The 17273-nt window shown below is 72.8% G+C and carries 13 protein-coding genes; 8 read left to right on the forward strand and 5 right to left on the reverse strand.

What is annotated here, in order from left to right; genetic code table 11:
* Window positions 1–52: 52 nt before the first annotated feature.
* On the forward strand, window positions 53–3670 hold the full coding sequence (gene cydD / locus ACIRRU_RS29745) for a thiol reductant ABC exporter subunit CydD (RefSeq protein ID WP_403685517.1): 3618 nt from the start codon (window positions 53–55) through the stop codon (window positions 3668–3670).
* 88 nt (window positions 3671–3758) lie between these two features.
* Window positions 3759–5465 (forward strand): GAF domain-containing sensor histidine kinase, encoded by a 1707-nt coding sequence (locus ACIRRU_RS29750; RefSeq protein WP_403685519.1) that lies wholly within the window; start codon window positions 3759–3761, stop codon window positions 5463–5465.
* Window positions 5466–5662: 197 nt separating this feature from the next.
* Here the strand turns inward: ACIRRU_RS29750 and ACIRRU_RS29755 are convergent, their stop codons facing one another.
* Window positions 5663–6520 carry a Cof-type HAD-IIB family hydrolase gene (locus ACIRRU_RS29755; protein ID WP_403685520.1) on the reverse strand — a complete coding sequence of 286 codons (858 nt, stop codon included), beginning with the start codon at window positions 6518–6520 and terminating at the stop codon, window positions 5663–5665.
* Between the two features lie 409 nt (window positions 6521–6929).
* On the opposite strand from ACIRRU_RS29755, the gene ACIRRU_RS29760 reads away from it, so the two are divergent.
* Entirely contained in the window at window positions 6930–7832 is a 903-nt protein-coding gene (locus tag ACIRRU_RS29760) for an LLM class flavin-dependent oxidoreductase (protein WP_403685521.1), read from the forward strand.
* Window positions 7833–7898: 66 nt separating this feature from the next.
* On the opposite strand, the gene ACIRRU_RS29765 is transcribed toward ACIRRU_RS29760, so the two are convergent.
* The 4 genes from ACIRRU_RS29765 to ACIRRU_RS29780 all read right to left on the reverse strand — a co-directional run bounded on the left by ACIRRU_RS29765 (window position 7899) and on the right by ACIRRU_RS29780 (window position 12287).
* Window positions 7899–8441 carry an RNA 2'-phosphotransferase gene (locus tag ACIRRU_RS29765; protein WP_403685522.1) on the reverse strand — a complete coding sequence of 181 codons (543 nt, stop codon included), beginning with the start codon at window positions 8439–8441 and terminating at the stop codon, window positions 7899–7901.
* Between the two features lie 167 nt (window positions 8442–8608).
* Window positions 8609–9604: a MerR family transcriptional regulator gene (locus ACIRRU_RS29770; RefSeq protein WP_403685524.1), complete on the reverse strand. Its 996-nt coding sequence runs from the start codon at window positions 9602–9604 to the stop codon at window positions 8609–8611.
* A 62-nt stretch (window positions 9605–9666) separates the two neighbouring features.
* The gene (locus tag ACIRRU_RS29775) at window positions 9667–11439 is read right to left on the reverse strand and encodes an SDR family oxidoreductase (protein ID WP_403685525.1); all 1773 of its coding nucleotides are present in this window, start codon (window positions 11437–11439) and stop codon (window positions 9667–9669) included.
* Window positions 11436–12287: a M24 family metallopeptidase gene (locus ACIRRU_RS29780; protein WP_403685527.1), complete on the reverse strand. Its 852-nt coding sequence runs from the start codon at window positions 12285–12287 to the stop codon at window positions 11436–11438. The genes ACIRRU_RS29775 and ACIRRU_RS29780 overlap by 4 nt, the downstream gene beginning before the upstream one ends.
* A 251-nt stretch (window positions 12288–12538) precedes the next feature.
* On the opposite strand from ACIRRU_RS29780, the gene ACIRRU_RS29785 reads away from it, so the two are divergent.
* From ACIRRU_RS29785 to ACIRRU_RS29805, 5 genes are all read left to right on the forward strand, one after another.
* Window positions 12539–13555, forward strand: coding sequence for an ABC transporter ATP-binding protein (locus ACIRRU_RS29785; protein WP_403685535.1), 1017 nt, complete (start codon window positions 12539–12541; stop codon window positions 13553–13555).
* Window positions 13552–14463: an ABC transporter permease gene (locus ACIRRU_RS29790; RefSeq protein WP_363203530.1), complete on the forward strand. Its 912-nt coding sequence runs from the start codon at window positions 13552–13554 to the stop codon at window positions 14461–14463. The genes ACIRRU_RS29785 and ACIRRU_RS29790 overlap by 4 nt, the downstream gene beginning before the upstream one ends.
* A complete protein-coding gene (locus ACIRRU_RS29795) occupies window positions 14460–15371 on the forward strand; it encodes an ABC transporter ATP-binding protein (RefSeq protein WP_363203531.1) in 912 nt (303 codons plus the stop codon). The genes ACIRRU_RS29790 and ACIRRU_RS29795 overlap by 4 nt, the downstream gene beginning before the upstream one ends.
* Window positions 15372–15401: 30 nt before the next feature.
* Window positions 15402–16121, forward strand: coding sequence for an ABC transporter permease (locus tag ACIRRU_RS29800; protein WP_403685530.1), 720 nt, complete (start codon window positions 15402–15404; stop codon window positions 16119–16121).
* A gap of 330 nt (window positions 16122–16451) precedes the next feature.
* Complete coding sequence (locus ACIRRU_RS29805; protein ID WP_403685532.1) at window positions 16452–17144, forward strand: hypothetical protein; 693 nt, start codon at window positions 16452–16454, stop codon at window positions 17142–17144.
* Window positions 17145–17273 lie beyond the last annotated feature (129 nt).

Genomic DNA, 17273 nt, shown 5'->3' on the forward strand with positions numbered 1-17273 from the left:
TCCCCGGTGGCCGGACCGGCGGGGCCGCAGATCCCCCTGGGAGATGTTTCACGTGAAACCGATCGATCCGCGCCTGCTCCACCACGCACGGGCCACCCGCCTCTTCCTGGCGGCCGTGGTGGGCCTCGGTCTGGTCGGCGCCCTGCTGGTGATCGCCCAGGCGATGCTCATCGCCGAGATCGTGGTCGGCGGTTTCGAGGACGGACTCACGGTCACCGGCCTCCGTACGCCCCTGCTCCTGCTGGCCGCCGTCGCGCTCGGCCGGGCCCTCGTCGCCTGGCTCACCGAACTGGCCGCTCACCGGGCGAGCGCGGCGGTCAAGTCCGAGCTGCGCGGCCGACTGCTGGAACGGGCCGCCGGGCTCGGCCCGGACTGGCTGGGCGGGCAGCGCACCGGTTCGCTCGTCGCCCTGGCCACCCGGGGGATCGACGCCCTTGACGACTACTTCGCCCGCTATCTGCCGCAGCTCGGGCTCGCGATCGTCGTCCCGGTGGCGGTGCTGGCCCGGATCGTCACCGAGGACTGGGTGTCGGCGGCGATCATCGTCGTGACCCTCCCGCTCATCCCCCTCTTCATGATCCTGATCGGCTGGGCGACCCAGGCCCGGATGGACCGTCAGTGGCAGCTGCTCTCCCGGCTCTCCGGCCACTTCCTGGACGTCGTCGCCGGGCTGCCGACCCTGAAGGTCTTCGGGCGGGCCAAGGCTCAGGCCGAGTCGATCCGCACCATCACCTCCGACTACCGCCGGGCCACCCTGCGCACCCTGCGGATCGCCTTCCTCTCCTCCTTCGCGCTGGAGCTGCTGGCGACCCTGTCGGTGGCCCTCGTCGCGGTCACCATCGGCATGCGGCTCGTCCACGGCGAACTGGACCTCTACACCGGTCTGGTCGTCCTGATCCTGGCCCCGGAGGCGTATCTGCCCATCCGCCAGGTCGGGGCGCAGTACCACGCGGCCGCCGAGGGGCTGTCGGCCGCCGAGGAGATCTTCGCCGTCCTGGAGACCCAGCCTCCGGCCGCGGGTACCGGCGCGGTCCCGGACACGCTGCGCCTGGAGCTGACGGGGGTGACCGTGCGCCACCCGGGCCGCAGCCAGCCCTCCCTGGACGCCGCGTCGCTCACGGTCGAGCCGGGGGAGACCGTCGCCCTGGTCGGGCCGAGCGGAGTCGGCAAGTCCACCCTGCTGAACGCGGTCCTGGGCTTCGTCCGCCCCGACGAGGGGCGCGTACAGGTCGGTGGCCGGGACCTCGCGGAGCTGGACCCGGAGGGCTGGCGGAGCCGGATCGCCTGGGTCCCCCAGCGTCCCCACCTGTTCGCGGGGACCATCGCCGAGAACGTCCGCCTCGCCCGGCCCGGTGCGGACGACGAGGCGATCCTCGCGGCGCTGCGGGACGCGGGGGCGTACGACTTCGTCGCCGCGCTGCCGGAGGGGACCCGCACCGAACTGGGCGAGGACGGGGCCGGGCTCTCCGCCGGTCAGCGCCAACGCCTCGCGCTGGCCCGCGCGTTCCTCGCCGACCGGCCGCTCCTGCTGCTGGACGAACCGACCGCGAGCCTGGACGGCGAGAGCGAGGCGGGCATCGTCGACGCGGTGCGGCGGCTGGCGGCCGGGCGGACCGTGCTGCTGGTCGTCCACCGCCCGGCGCTCCTGGCGGTGGCCGACCGGGTGGTGACCCTGGAACCGCGCGACCCGGCCCGGACGGAGTACGGCCTTCCCCGGACGGAGACGTACGGGGAGCACGACTATGCCCGTACGCCTCCCGGACCTGCCCGTACGGAGCGCGGCCAGGTCCGGGAGGCGTACGGGGAGCCGCTGGCGGACACCAGCGCGCCCGGACCTGCCGTCCCGGAGCCCCTGGCCGGTGGCGAACTGCCGACCGCCCGCCCTGTCGAGTCCCCCGGCTCCCCCGCCCTGGCCGCTCGCCGACCCGGGCAGGTGCTCGCCCGGGTCCGTCACTCCGCCGGGGCGCGGCGCGGGCAGCTGGTGCTGGCTCTGCTGCTGGGCAGCCTGGCGGTGGGGTCGGCCGTGGGGCTCATGGCGGTCTCCGGCTGGCTGATCTCCCGCGCGTCCGAACAGCCCCCGGTCATGTACTTGATGATGGCGGTCACCGCGACCCGCGCTTTCGGCATCGGCCGGGCGGTGTTCCGCTATGCCGAGCGGCTCGTCTCGCACGACGCCGTGCTGAAACTCCTCGCGGCGCTGCGCGTCGCCGTCTACCAGGGGCTCGAACGCATCGCCCCCGCCGGGCTGCGCACCACCCGCCGCGGCGACCTGCTCTCCCGGCTGGTCGCCGACGTGGACGCGCTCCAGGACTACTGGCTGCGCTGGCTGCTGCCCGCCGGGACGGCCCTCGTGGTGGGGACGGCGGCCGCCGGGTTCACCGGCTGGCTGCTCCCGGAGGCGGGCGTCGTCCTGGCGGTCGGGCTGCTGGCCGCCGGGGTCGGCGTGCCGCTGGTCAGCGGGGCCTGCGCCCGCCGTACGGAGCGTCGGCTCGCGCCCGCCCGTGCCGCCCTGGCCACCCGGGTCACCGATCTCCTCGGCGGCACGGCCGAACTGACCGTCGCGGGCGCCCTGCCCGCCCGGCAGGAACACCTGCGCGCGGCCGACACCCTGCTGACCCGGATCGCCTCCCGGGCGGCCGCCGCGACCGCGCTGGGCGGGGGGCTCTCCGCCCTGGTCTGCGGGCTCACCGTGGTCGCCGCCGGGATCGTGGCCGTCCCCGCCGTGCGGGACGGGCGGCTCTCCGGGGTGGCGCTCGCCGTGGTGGTGCTGACCCCGCTCGCCGCCTTCGAGGCGGTCGCCGGGCTGCCGCTCGCCGTGCAGTACCGCCAGCGTGTCGCCCGGAGCGCGGAGCGGGTCTTCGAGGTGCTGGACGCCCCCGTGCCCGTACGGGAGCCGGAGACGCCGGCCGAAGCACCCGGCTCCCCCTTCCCCCTGGAGGTACGAGGGCTGACCGCCCGCTACCCGGGGGCTGTCCGGCCCGCGCTGACCTCGATCGACCTGACGCTGACGCCCGGACGGCGCATCGCGGTGGTGGGCCCCTCGGGCTCCGGCAAGACGACGCTCGCCCAGGTCCTCCTGCGGTTCCTGGACGCCTCGTCGGGGACGTACCGCCTGGGCGGTGTCGACGCGGGCGCGCTGGAAGGGGACACGGTGCGGCGCTCGGTGGGGCTGTGCGCCCAGGACGCGCACGTCTTCGACAGCTCGATCCGGGAGAACCTGCGCCTGGCCCGCCCGGGGGCGAGCGACGCCGAACTGGGCGACGCGCTCTCCCGGGCCCGGCTGCTGGACTGGGTGCGCGCGCTGCCGCAGGGCCTGGACACCCTGGTGGGCGAGCACGGGGCGCGGCTCTCCGGCGGTCAGCGCCAGCGCCTCGCGCTGGCCCGCGCGCTCCTCGCGGGCTTCCCCGTGCTCGTCCTGGACGAACCGGCCGAACACCTCGACCTGCCGACCGCGGACGCCCTGACCGCCGATCTGCTGGCCGCCACCCGGGGTTGCGCGACCGTGCTGATCACCCACCGGCTGACCGGCCTCGACACGGTCGACGAGGTGCTGGTGCTGGACGCGGGCCGGGTGGTGCAGCGCGGCCCGTACGCCGCCCTCGCCGCCGAGGACGGTTCGCTGCGGCGCATGCTGGAGCGTGAACGGGACACGGCAGGGGCGGTTTGCTGACGCCCCCGGTCCGTATCCCGCAGGGTCGCCCACCGCTGCCGGTCATTCCCGACTTTCGCCCCCAACCGTCACTAACTAGGCTCGGGCCATGGCCGAGCCGGACCCGAAGGACTCACTCGACGCCGTCACCCGGGCCACCCGCGGTCTCCAGGTTCTGTCCACCGAGCTGACCGCGCGGGTGCCGCAGCTGCTGGAGGCGATGCGCTCCGTCGGCACGGGGCTGGAGCTCCACTCCACCCTGGACCGGATCTGCGAGACCGCGGCCGAGCTGGCGGACGCCCGGTACGCCGCGATCGGCGTCGTCGACGAGACGGGCGAGGGGCTGTCGGACTTCGTCACCTACGGCGTCGCACGGGAGACCGCCGAGGAGATCGGCCGCCGCCCGGACGGACACCGGGGTCTGCTGGGCGCCCTGATCCACGACCCCGCACCCGTACGGCTGGCCGATCTGACCGGCGACCCGCGCTCCGCGGGCTTCCCGGCGGGCCACCCCCGGATGCGGACGTTCCTCGGGGTCCCCATCCGGGTGCAGGGGGAGATCTTCGGCAACCTGTACCTGACCGAGAAGGAGAACGGCGCCGAGTTCGGCGACGACGACCTGCACATGGTCCGGGTGCTCGCCGCGGAGGCCGGGATCGCGATCGGCAACGCCCGGCTGTACGAGGCGGCGCGGCAGCGGGAGCGCTGGATCGACGGTTCGGTCGCGGTCACCACGGCGCTCCTGTCGGGCGGTGACGCCGACGAGGCGCTGTCCGTGGTCGCCGGACAGGCCCGCAGGCTCGCCGACTCCGCCGCCGGCATCGTGCTGCTGCCCGCCGGCGGGGGAGGTCTGGAGATCGTCGCCGTCTCTTCCGACGACCCCTCGTCCTCGCTCGGGGTGATCGTTCCGCCCCGGAGTCCGGTGGTGGCCGAACTGCTGGCCGGGCAGGCGGTGTTCGTCGACGACTCGGCCACCGACCACCGGATGGTCACCAGACTGGCCGAACGGTTCGGGCCCAGCATGCTGCTGCCGCTGCACAGCGGGGGCCGGGTGCTCGGCGCGCTGGCGACCCCGCGGGCCAGGGGCGCGCGCCCGTTCACGGACACCGAGCGGACGCTCGCCACCCAGTTCGCCGCCCAGGCCGCGCTCGCGCTGGTGATGGCGGAGGCGCAGCGGGACCGGGAGCGGCTCGCGGTGTACGAGGACCGTGACCGGATCGCCCGCGACCTCCACGACCTGGTCATCCAGCGGCTGTTCGCCACCGGGATGATGCTGGAAGGCGCCCAGCGGGGGTCGGTGGTGCCCGCGGTGCGGACCGGGGTCGGCCGGGCGGTCGACGAGCTGGACGTGACCATCCAGGAGATCCGTACGGCCATCTTCGCGCTCCAGCAGGAACCGGCCGAGGCCCCCGCCGGGCTGCGCACCCGGGTGCTGCGGGAGATCAACATGGCGGCCGTCCCGCTCGGCTTCAAGCCCTCACACCGCTTCCTGGGGCCGGTGGACTCCCTCGTCGGCGAGCTGACCGGCAAGAACCTGGTCGCCGCGTTGCGCGAGGCCCTCTCCAACGCCTTCCGGCACGCACAGGCCTCCCTGATCGAGGTGGTCGTCGACGCGACGGTGGCCCTGCCGGACGGGCGGGGCGCGGTGCGTCTCTCGGTCGCCGACGACGGGGTGGGCATCCCGGAGGGCGGCCGCCGCAGCGGACTGCGGAACCTGGCCCGCCGCGCCGAGTCCCTGGGCGGAGCGAGCCGGATCGCCCCGGGGATCGGGGAGGGGGGCGGCGGTACGACGGTGGTGTGGGAGGCGCCGCTGTGAGCGGGCGGCAGGGCGCGGGCTGCTGAGAGCCGGGCATGCCGGAGGGGGCGGCGGGGCGGCGGGGCGGCGGACGGGTGTGGCCCCGGGGCGGCGGTTCGGCGCACGGGTGTGGCCCGGGGGTGGCGCAGCGGGCTGCCCGCGATGTGCCGACGGTCTGCGGGTCGGTGTACGCGGGAACCAGGGGGTGCCGAAAGGTTTCAGCAGTTCTGTGCGCGGGCGGCCAGGATGCGCTCGATGACCACCGCCACCCCGTCCTCCTCGTTGGTCGCCGTCCGGCCCGTGGCGGCGGCCACCGCGTCCGGGTGCGCGTTGCCCATGGCGTACGAGGTACCGGCCCAGCTCAGCATCTCGATGTCGTTGGGCATGTCACCGAAGGCGACCACCTCGTCGGCCGAGATGCCCCGCTCCGCACAGCAGATGGCGAGCGTGGTCGCCTTGGAGATCCCGAGGCCGCTGACCTCGAGCAGCGCGGAGGGGCTGGAGCGGGTGAAGGCGGCCCGGTCGCCCGCCGCCGTACGGGCCAGCGCGAGAAAGGCGTCGGGGGCCAGCTCGGAGTGGTGGGCGAGCAGCTTGATCACGGGCGCGCCGGAGCCCGGGACGTCCTCGTGGAGCAGCTTCTCGGCGACGGCCACCGTGGCGCCCGGGTCCAGGTGGAAGGGCGGGTAGGACGGTTCGTAGTTGATGCCGGTGGTCATCTCGACGGCGAAGGAGGTGCCGGGGGCCGCCGCGCGCAGGGTGTGAACGACATGCAGGGCGGCGTCGCGCTCCAGTGGCCGCACGGAGAGCAGTTCGCCGTCCGTCCGCAGATCGGTGACGACCGCGCCGTTGGCGCAGATCGCCGTCCCGTGGCTGTGGACGTGGTCCCGGACGACGTCCATCCAGCGGGCGGGCCGACCGGTGACGAAGAAGACCTCGATCCCGGCCTCCTCGGCCGCGGCGAGGGCCGCGACCGTGCGCGCGGACAGGGTCTTGTCGTCGCGGAGCAGCGTGCCGTCGAGGTCGGTGGCGATCAGCCGGGTCACGGCGGGGAGGGGCGTATCGGTCGCTGAGGTCACCGGGCCATTCTCGCCCACGAGGCCGCACGGGCGTGCGGAGGGCCGCACAGGTGAGTACGTACCTCCCTGAACTGCGCAATGTTCCCCGGGCATATGCCAAGAGTCATCGGGCGGGTGGAGGGCGGGGCGCAGGGCGGGAAGCCGCGGGGAGAGTGGGGCGGGCACGGGCCGGACATCGGGCTGACGTGCGCCGCGCTGTGGGGACCCACGGTCCCGGGCCGGTGCGGTGGAGAGACGGTGCGGACCGGGTGCCGCGCGGGCGCGGAGACGCCAGGCTCTCCCTGTCGTCCCAGGTCAGGGGTGGACCGGCTGCCGCGCGGGCACGGAGGCGGCTCCTACCGGTCCTGGGACGGTGCGGGGTGGTCACCTCGCGGCGGCCGGGGCGCGCCGGTGATCGTAGGCTCGGGGCATGAGCCTGCGCCTGAGCACCGTGATCCTTCCCGTCCACCGCTGGAGCGAGGGCGGTCGCGACCGCTGGCAGCGCGCCGAGGAGCTGGGCTTCCACACCGCCTACACCTATGACCACCTGTCCTGGCGGACCTTCCGGGACGGCCCCTGGTTCGGTGCGCTCCCCACGCTCACCGCCGCCGCGACGGCCACCGCGCGGCTCCGCCTCGGCACCCTGGTCACCTCGCCGAACTTCCGCCACCCGGTGACGCTGGCCAAGGAGCTGATCTCCCTGGACGACATCTCGGGCGGGCGGATCACCCTGGGCATCGGTGCCGGAGGCAACGGGTTCGACGCCACCGCGCTGGGGCAGGAGGCCTGGACCCCGCGCGAACGGGCCGACCGGCTGGCCGAGTTCGTCCCGTTGCTGGACCGGCTGCTCACCGAGGACGCGGTGACCCAGCGGGGCGCCCACTACTCCGCGGACGAGGCCCGCAACATCCCCGGGTGCGTACAGCGGCCCCGGCTGCCCTTCGCGGTGGCCGCGACCGGGCCCCGGGGGCTGAAGCTCGCCGCCCGGTACGGGCAGGCCTGGGTCACCACCGGCGACCCCAAGCTGTACGAGGACGGCACCCCGGAACAGTCACGTGCCGCCCTGCGCGCGCAGAGCGAGAAGCTCGCGGCCGCGTGTGCGGAGGCCGGCCGGGACGCCACCGGCCTGGACCGGATTCTGCTCACCGGCTTCACCCCCGACCGGAACGCGCCGCTGGAGTGCGTGGACGCCTTCGTCGACTTCGCGGGGCGCCACGCGGAGCTGGGCTTCACCGAACTGGTGCTGCACGCCCCGATCCCGGACTCGGTCTTCGACGTCGACCCGGAGGTCTTCGAGCGGATCGTCACCGAGGCGCCCGCGCAACTGGCGTGAGTCCGACGCGACCGGCGTGAGTCCGAGGAGCGCGCCCGGTTCAGCGGCGGGCCCCTCGGCCACACCTCAGCCCGGCAGCCGCAGGAAGCGCGGTGGCACGGACTCGGCGAGCCAGACCCCGTTGGCGCTGACCCGGAAGACGTGCCCCTCGCGGTGCATGGCCCCCGCGTCCACGGCCAGGACGACCGGGCGGCCCCGGCGCGCGCCCACCCGGGTGGCCGTCTCCCGGTCGGGGGACAGGTGGACGTGATGGCGGGCCATGGGGCGCAGTCCCTCGGCCCGGATCGCCTCCATCACCCGGGCGACCGTGCCGTGGTAGAGGTACGCCGGTGGCTGGACGGGAGGCAGGGCCAGGTCGACGGCGACGGTGTGGCCCTGGTTGGCGCGTATGCGATCGGCCTCGATGGTGAAGCGCCGTTTGTCGTTGACGGCGACGGCATGGTCCAGCTCGGCGCGGGTGATCGCGAAGCCGTGTGCCGCCGCCGCGCGCAGCAGCTCGTCGACGTCGGCCCAGCCGTGGGCGTCGAGGGTGACGCCGATACGGTCCGGCTGGTGCCGCAGGTGTTTCGAGAGGTACCTGGACACCTTGACGGTGCGTCGTTCGTCCATCGCGTCAGAGTGCCGGGGTGGGCCCGTCGCCGCACCCCGATTTCGGGTCCGCTCACCCAGGATTTCTCCGGGTGTTCCTCGACTTTCTTCGTTGCCAGGTTTGCTCCACAGCCAACTCGGTTTATCCACAGGCTATTTGATGTTTCTGTGGACAACTGCAAGGTGATTTAGGTGCTTTCGTCAGTTTTGTTTCTCTTGAGGATAGATGGGGTGAGTCGGTCCAAGGTCCTTGTCTGAACCTCCCGTTCGGCGGCTGCGGAGACGAAGGCCGCGACGTTCTCCTCGCCAACCAACTCCCGCACGGCCCGGATTGTCCGCGCCGGAAGCGGCACCGGACGGGGACCGGTCTCGTCCAGCTCCGCTTCACCGGACCCGAGGTGGTGGTGAAGGTGCCGGGTGGCGAACGTCCGCATCGCGCGCGCGAGTTCCGCGTCCACGGTCTGCTGGGCGAGCGGCCGGAGGCGGCGCACCAGGGACGCCGCCTCGGCCGCGTCGGAGTCCGTCGGCGGCCGATGCTCCAGATAGCGGGCGAAGACGTGCTCGGTGGTGAACTCCAGGAAACGGGAAGCGATGTGCTCCACCTGGCCGCGAAGTTCCCTGAGGTGGGCGGAGATCGCCGGGAGCGGGACACCCGCCGCACACAACTCTGCGGCTACCGACAGCTCTTGAGGACTCGGAACCAGGAACTCGTCGTCCCGGCCGGGGACACGCTCCAGCACTCCGAGCTCCACCGCCTCCGCGACGGCCTCGTCGTCCTGCGAGCCGCCGAACCGGGTGTCCAGCTCCCGCCGGGTGATCCGGGCGGCCTCCTCGTCGGTCCAGGGGCCGTGCACCTCGGCGACCAGGCCGAGCACGCCGCCGAGACCCCGCCCGGCGTCCCAGGCCTCCAGCAGCTCCTTGATGCTGGCCAGGGTGTAGCCGCGGTCCAGCAGGTCCGCGATCTGCCGCAGCCGGGTCAGATGCGTCTGCCGGTACACATTGGCCCGGCCGCGCCGCTCGGGTGTCGGGAGCAGGCCCCGGTCCTGGTAGCCGCGGATCGTGCGCACCGTGGCACCGCTGGCGTGCGCCAGATCCTCGATGCGGTACTCGGCGCCGCCCGCCGTCCCGCCCGTCGCGTCTCTCGCCGTCCCGGCTGTCCCGCCGCCCGCCGGCTTGCCCGCCATGCCCGTAGCGCCCTTCCCGCTCCCGGCTGTCCCGTCGCCCGCCGACCCGCCCCTCGCCCCGGTCACAGCGGGGGCTTCAGCCGGGCGATGGAGCGCAGCGCTCCCGGGCTCATCCGGGACAGCAGCCGCGCGCCGTGTGCCTCCGGAGTCACCGGTACCACGGCCTCGTTGCGCACGACGGCCCGCAGGATCGCGTCGGCGACCTTTTCCGGGGGGTAGTTGCGCCGCCCGTAGATGCGGCTCGTCCGCTCCCGCAGCCGCTCCTGCTCCGCTGTGTCCGCCCCGGCGAAGCGTGTGGTGGTGGTGATGTTGGTGTGGACGATGCCGGGGCATATCGCGCTCACCCCGATCGATTTCTCCGCCAGCTCGGCCCGCAGGCACTCGCTGAGCATCAGCACGGCCGCCTTCGACGTGCTGTAGGCGGGCAGGGCGCGGGAGGGCTGGAAGGCGGCGGCGGAGGCGGTGTTGACGATGTGGCCGCCCTGGCCGCGGGCCGCCATCTGCCCGCCGAAGATACGGCAGCCGTTGATCACCCCCCACAGATTGACGTCGAGGACCTTCCTCCACTCCTCGCCGGTGGTCTCCAGGAAGGGACCGGAAAGCCCGATCCCGGCGTTGTTGACCAGGACGTCGACGACGCCGTACTCGGCGGCCACCCGCTCGCCCAGCTTCTCCATCGCCGCCTCGTCGCCGACGTCCACCGCCTCGCCCCACGCCGCCGGAGCCCCCACCAGCCGGGCCAGCTCCGCCGTGCGCGCGGCGCCCTCCGCGTCGCGGTCCACCGCCACCACCCGGGCCCCCGCCTCGGCGAACGCGAACGCCGTGGCCCGGCCGATCCCGGAGGCCGCGCCCGTGACCAGGACCAGCTGGCCGCTGAACCGCTCCGCGTAGGGTCCCTTCGGCACCGCCTGGGGACCGGGCAGCCCCTCCTGCCCGGCGGACTCGTTCGCGGTGGCGAACTCACCGATCCACGAGGCAAGTTGGTCCGGACGGGTGCGGGGCACCCAGTGTCCCGCGGGCAGCGACCGGCGGGTCAGCGAGGGCACCCAGTCCTCCAGGCGGTCGTAGAGCCGCTCGGAGAGGAAGGAGTCCTCGGTCGGGGTGATCAGCTGGACCGGAGCGTGGGCGTAGGCGTCCGCGCGCGGCCTGCCCAGCCGGGCGCGGACGTTGTCCCGGTAGAGCCAGGCGCCGTGCGCGGCGTCCTCGCCGAGGGAGGCGGTGGGGTAGTCGCCCGCAGGGAGCTTCTCCAGTCGCTCCAGGATGCGCGGCCACCGCTTGCCGAGCGGCCCGCGCCAGGCCAGCTCGGGCAGGACCGGGGTGTGCAGCAGGTAGACGTACCAGGACTTGGCTCCCTGGCCCAGTAGTTGACCCACCCGCCGGGGGGTGGGCCGGGTCATCCGCCGCTTGATCCAGTGCCCGAAGTGATCCAGGGAGGGCCCGGACATCGAGGTGAAGGAGGCGATCCTGCCCTCGGTCCGGCCGACCGTGACGAACTCCCAGGCCTGCACCGAGCCCCAGTCGTGTCCGACGACGTGCACCGGCCGGTCCGGGCTGACCGCGTCGACCACGGCCAGGAAGTCGTCGGTGAGCTTCTCCAGGGTGAAGCCGCCGCGCAGTGGCTCGGGGGCGGTGGAACGGCCGTGGCCCCGCACGTCGTACAGCACGACGTGCCACTGCTCGGCCAGCCGCACGGCGACGTCCGACCAGACCTCCTTGCTGTCCGGATAGCCGTGGACCAGCACCACGGTGGGCCGGGACGCGTCGCCCAGCTCGGCCACGCACAGCTCGACACCACCGGTGCGCACGCGTCGCTCACGCGCCTGGGACAGATTCACGCCGCCACCCTCTCCTCGGCCCAGCGCCGCACGTGCGGCAGATCGTCGTCCAGCCAGAAGGCGCTCTGCTCGGGGTCCCTGGAGTCGGTGACGACCAGGATCTCCTCGAACTTCGCGCCCGTGCCCCGGAATCCGAGGTGTGGTTCGACCGCCCACAGCCCCGGCCGCGGCGGGTGGTCGGAGAAGCGGTAGGGGCTCCACAGCGGGGACCAGCCGTCCCGGTGACCGTGCACCGCGTCGCTGACCAGACCCTTCAGGGACTGCGTGCCGAACCCGAACACCTGCGGGGACCACCGGCGTTCGGGGACGCGGTCCACCTTGTGCGCGATGACGCCGAAGGGGTAGGCCCGGTGCCGGTTGGCGTAGCCCTGGGCGGCCATGAGGCCTTCCACGTCCTCGTAGATCTCGCGCAGCGGCCGCCGTTCGCGCACCTCCCGCAGGATCAGCTCGCGGTGCGCCTCCAGGTCGGCCAGCAGCCTGTCGTGCAGCGGATTGAGGCCGAGGCACCCCGAATATCCGACGTCGGCGGTGAACCCCCGGTGGATCGGGGCCAGGTCGAGGATGAACGGCATCCCCGGCTCCAGCTTCCGGTCGGTCGGGAAGAACTGCAACGGCACCCTGAACCCGGCGAACGCCGTGCGGTCGCCGAACCAGGCGAACGGGAGGTGGAACCAGTCCCGCACCCCGCGTTCGCGCAGCCACACCCGCTGCATCCGCGCCGCCTCGCGCTCCGTCACCCCGGATCTGAGCTGGGCGGCGACCGCCTCCGCGCAGGCGTAGGCCAGGCGCTGCACTTCCCTGAACCCCCGCAGCTCCGGGGCGATGTCGCCCCGCACTGCCGTGGTCATGCCGGTCATTGCCACCGTCCGTCCCCTGCCGTGTGCGGTACGTGCCCGTAACGTGACACTGATGAATGTGACAATGTCCGGCGGCTGCGTCAAGGGGTGTGCGGACCCTGTGGACAACCCGCTCCCGACGGTCCGGGCGTCCGTCCCCATGGGGTCCCCCTACGGGGACGTACGCCTGGAGGCTGACGCCGATCCAGCCGCCAGGGCTGACGACCCCTGTGGGCCGCGCCACTAACGTCGTCGTCGTGACTGTGATCGCGACCGAAGCCCTGAGCATGCGGTTCCCCCGGGTGACCGCGCTTGACCGGCTCACGTTGGACATCGGACCGGGTGTGACCGGTCTGGTGGGTTCCAACGGCGCCGGCAAGTCCACACTGATCAAGATCCTGCTGGGTCTTGCCCCCGCCACCGAAGGCCGGGCCGCAGTGCTCGGGCTCGACGTCGCCACCAGCGGCGCCGCCATCCGGGAACGGGTGGGATACATGCCCGAGCACGACTGTCTGCCGCCCGACGTCTCGGCGACCGAATTTGTCGTGCACATGGCTCGCATGTCGGGGCTGCCGCCCACGGCGGCCCGCGAGCGCACCGCCGACACCCTGCGCCACGTCGGCCTCTACGAAGAGCGCTACCGCCCCATCGGCGGCTACTCGACCGGGATGAAGCAGCGGGTGAAACTGGCCCAGGCACTGGTCCACGACCCCCAGCTCGTCCTCCTCGACGAGCCGACCAACGGCCTCGACCCGGTCGGCCGCGACGAGATGCTCGGCCTGATCCGCCGTATCCACACCGACTTCGGCATCTCCGTCCTGGTGACCTCGCACCTCCTGGGCGAACTGGAACGCACCTGCGACCACGTCGTCGTCATCGACGGCGGAACGCTCCTGCGCTCCAGCTCCACCAGCGACTTCACCCAGACCACCGCGACCCTCGCGGTCGAGGTCACCGACAGCGACGCCCACCCCGACGGCACCGGTGCGCTGCGCAAGGTCCTCACCGGCGCCGGAGTCACCCTCGTCGGCCACGACGGGATCGACACGGAGGGGCTGCCGGGCGCGGGCCACATCCTGCTGATCGAAGCGGTCGGCGAGGAGACCTACGACCTGGTCCGCGACAGCGTCGCCGGACTCGGTCTCGGCTTGGTCCGCATGGAGCAGCGCCGCCACCAGATCGCCGAGGTGTTCCGTACCGCACAGGGCGCGGCGCACGCCACCCCCGCCCCGGCCGGGGCGGCCGTCGGCGCCGTACAGCAGGAAGGGGAGCGGTCGTGACGAGCACCGAGACCGGGGCCGCGACCGGGCGCGACGCCTCCCGGATCCACAACATCGGCTACCGCTCCTACGACGGACCGCGCCTGGGGCGGGCCTACGCCCGCCGCTCGCTGTTCTCGCAGACCCTGCGGGGCTCCTACGGACTGGGGCGTTCCGCCAAGTCCAAGGTGCTGCCGATGCTGCTCTTCGGGGTGATGGCCCTGGTCGCCGCGATCCTCGTGGCCGTTTCCATGGCCACGCCCGACTCCACCAGACTGGTCGTCAAGTACACCGCGTACGCGATCTATCTCCAGGCCGTCATCGGCCTGTTCATCGCCGCGCAGGCACCGCAGGCCGTCTCCCGGGACCTCCGTTTCAAGAGCGTCCCGCTGTACTTCTCCCGCCCGATCGAACGCGCCGACTACGTCTTGGCGAAGTTCACCGCGACCGCTTCGGCGCTGTTCATCCTGACCGGGGCCCCGCTGCTCATCCTCTACGTGGGCGCCCTCCTCGCGAAGTTCGACTTCGTCGACCAGACGACATGGTTCGCCCAGGGGCTGGTGTCGGTGGCGCTGCTGTCCGTCCTGTTCGCCGGGCTCGGCCTCGTGATGGCCGCCCTCACGCCGCGCCGCGGCTTCGGCGTCGCCGCGGTGATCGCCCTGCTGACCATCACCTACGGCGCCGTCTCCACGATCCAGGCCATCGCCTGGGAGACCGGCTCCCCCGGCGCCGTCCAGTGGCTCGGCCTCTTCTCGCCGATCACGCTGATCGACGGCATCCAGACCGCGTTCCTCGGCGCGACCTCCTCCTTCCCCGGAGGGGAAGGACCGGGGGCCGGTACGGGCGTGGTCTACCTGATCGTTGTTCTCGCGCTCGTCGCCGGCTCGTACGCCGTCCTGATGCGCCGCTACCGGAGGGTCGGGCTGTGACCACCATCGAGATCGACCACACCTCGCGCTGGTTCGGCAACGTGGTCGCCGTCAACGACGTCTCCATGACGGTGGGCCCCGGCGTCACCGGGCTCCTTGGCCCGAACGGCGCCGGGAAGTCCACCCTCATCAACATGATGGGCGGATTCCTCGCCCCCTCGACGGGCAAGGTCACGCTCGACGGACAGCAGATCTGGCGCAACGAGAGCGTCTACAAGGAGATCGGCATCGTCCCGGAGCGCGAAGGGATGTACGACTTCCTGACCGGCCGGGAGTTCGTCGTCGCCAACGCCGAGCTCCAGGGCCTGGGCGCCGAGGAGGCGCGGAAGGCGCTCGCCACGGTCCAGATGGAGTACGCCCAGGACCGCAAGATCTCCACGTACAGCAAGGGCATGCGCCAGCGCGTGAAGATGGCGTCCGCGCTGGTCCACGAGCCGTCCGTGCTGCTCCTGGACGAGCCGTTCAACGGGATGGACCCGCGCCAGCGGATGCAGCTGATGGAGCTGCTGCGGCGGATGGGGGCCGAGGGCCGCACGGTCCTGTTCTCGTCCCACATCCTCGAAGAGGTCGAGCAGCTCGCCTCGCACATCGAGGTGATCGTGGCGGGCCGCCACGCCGCGTCCGGCGACTTCCGCAGGATCCGCCGCCTGATGAAGGACCGGCCGCACCGCTATCTCGTCCGCTCCAGCGACGACCGGACCCTCGCGGCCGCGCTCATCGCCGATCCGTCCACCGCGGGCATCGAGGTCGACCTGACCGAGAAGGCCCTGCGCATCCAGGCCGTCGACTTCGGCCGTTTCACCGAACTGCTGCCCAGGGTGGCCCGGGAGCAGGGCATCCGGCTGCTCACCGTCTCACCGTCCGACGAGTCCCTCGAATCGGTCTTTTCCTACCTCGTAGCGGCCTGAGTAGTGGCCTGAAAGGAGCTGTGCACCGTCATGTACGACCCCACAGTCGCCCGGCTCACCTACCGGGCCCTGCTCGGCCGGCGCCGGGCCGCCATCCTGTTCGTCCTGCCCGCCCTGCTGCTGGTCATCGCGGTGGCGGTACGCATGTTCGCCGGGGCCGACGACCAGGTCGCCGCCAACGTCCTCGGCGGGTTCGCCATCGCCACCATGGTGCCGCTGATCGGCGTCATCGCGGGCACCGGTGCGATCGGTCCGGAGATCGACGACGGCTCGATCGTCTATCTCCTGGCCAAGCCGGTGAAGCGGCCCACGATCATCTTCACCAAGCTCATCGTGGCCATCGCGGTCACCATGGTGTTCTCCGCCCTGCCCACGCTGATCGCGGGCCTGATCCTCAACGGCAACGGCCAGCAGATCGCCGTCGCCTTCACGATCGCGGCACTGGTCGCCTCGATCGCCTACAGCGCCCTGTTCCTGCTGCTCGGCACGGTCAGCCGGCACGCGGTGGTGCTCGGCCTCGTCTACGCCCTGGTCTGGGAGGCCCTCTTCGGCAGCCTGGTGCCCGGTGCGCGGACGCTCAGCGTCCAGCAGTGGTCCCTCGCGGTGGCCCAGAAGGTCGCGGGTGACGGGGCGGTGACCTCGGACGTCGGTCTGCCGCTCGCCACGGTCCTGCTGGCCCTGGTCACGGTCGCCGCCACCTGGTACGCGGGCCAGAAGCTGCGCGCGCTGAAGCTGGCCGGGGAGGAGTGAGCCCGGCCTGAGCCGTCCGGTGCGCCCCGTCGGCGCTGTGACGACCTCCGCGCTGTGACGACCTCCGCCCCTCAGAACAGGGGCGGAGGTCGTCGTATGAGCGGACAGGCGTGTGCGTAACCGTACGTTTATCGGGTCGTTGGGCAGGGTGCGTGGAGGCAACTGGAATCCGTGGCGTCGTAGCGATCGTGAAACTGGGGAATGCCGGCACCGGGTGAGGCCCAGCCCACCGGACCGGTCATCGAGTGAGTGGCAACCGTGAGCGTCCTCCACCCCTGAAGCCCGGGGTGTGGGCCGTCCTCGTCATTCCCTCGTACGAAAGGCACACCCATGCCCACGGAAGTCGCCCTGCTCGAATCGCGCGCGCTGCGCGACGAGCAGCTGGGGCGCGTCGACGTCCTCGACAAGGTGAAGAGCCTGGCCCTGCTCCCGGACGGAATTCACGTTCGCACAGAGGATGTGGCTCGTTACTTCGAAGTGTCCACAGAGGTCATCAAGAAGGTGACCTTCCGGCATCGAGCGGAGATGGAGGAGAGCGGCCTCACGGTCCTGCGCGGATCTGAGCTGCGGGTCTTTCAAAGGGACATGCAGTCCCTATGGGGAGGCGGGCAGGAAAGTTATCCACAGGCGGCCACGCAGCTGCGTCTCTACACCCGCCGCACCGTCCTCAATGTCGCCATGCTTCTTCGCGACAGCGACGTCGCCCGGTGCGTGCGGACCTACCTCCTGGACGCCGAGGGGGAGCTGCGCACCCAGTACGCCTCCCTCGACCGGCGCGTCACCCGCATCGAGAGCTGCCTCAGCGGGGTCGGCAGCGCGCTCCAGGAACTCGGGCCCGTGCTGCTGCGGATGTCGGAGCGGCTGGACAGCCTGGACCGGAGGGTGGAGGTGACCCACCAGGTGATCGGGGCGATGAGTCTGCGGCTGACGGACGTCCAGCAGGACGTCGTGCGCATGGACGCGCGGCTCAACTGCTTCGGGCGGCAGCTGAAGGAGCTGCGCCGCCGCGGCGGACGGCGCTGAGAGAGCGGTGGGGCGGCCCCCGGGGGGGCGGGGGCGGGGCCCCCCCCCCCCCCACCCGGGGGGGGGGGCGCCCCCCCCCGGGCCCCCCCGGGCCCCCCCCCCCCCCCCCCCCCCCGGCCCGCGGCCCCC

Source organism: Streptomyces sp. NPDC101181 (assembly GCF_044767975.1).
Classification (GTDB): domain Bacteria; phylum Actinomycetota; class Actinomycetes; order Streptomycetales; family Streptomycetaceae; genus Streptomyces.

Excerpts from the sequence above, each read along its gene's own strand:
- ACIRRU_RS29750 (WP_403685519.1), top strand. The coding sequence starts at position 3,759 with ATGGCCGAGCCGGACCCGAAGGACTCACTCGACGCCGTCACCCGGGCC.
- ACIRRU_RS29760 (WP_403685521.1), top strand. The coding sequence starts at position 6,930 with ATGAGCCTGCGCCTGAGCACCGTGATCCTTCCCGTCCACCGCTGGAGC.
- ACIRRU_RS29765 (WP_403685522.1), bottom strand. The coding sequence starts at position 8,441 with ATGGACGAACGACGCACCGTCAAGGTGTCCAGGTACCTCTCGAAACAC.
- ACIRRU_RS29770 (WP_403685524.1), bottom strand. The coding sequence starts at position 9,604 with ATGGCGGGCAAGCCGGCGGGCGGCGGGACAGCCGGGACGGCGAGAGAC.
- ACIRRU_RS29780 (WP_403685527.1), bottom strand. The coding sequence starts at position 12,287 with ATGACCACGGCAGTGCGGGGCGACATCGCCCCGGAGCTGCGGGGGTTC.
- ACIRRU_RS29800 (WP_403685530.1), top strand. The coding sequence starts at position 15,402 with ATGTACGACCCCACAGTCGCCCGGCTCACCTACCGGGCCCTGCTCGGC.
- ACIRRU_RS29805 (WP_403685532.1), top strand. The coding sequence starts at position 16,452 with ATGCCCACGGAAGTCGCCCTGCTCGAATCGCGCGCGCTGCGCGACGAG.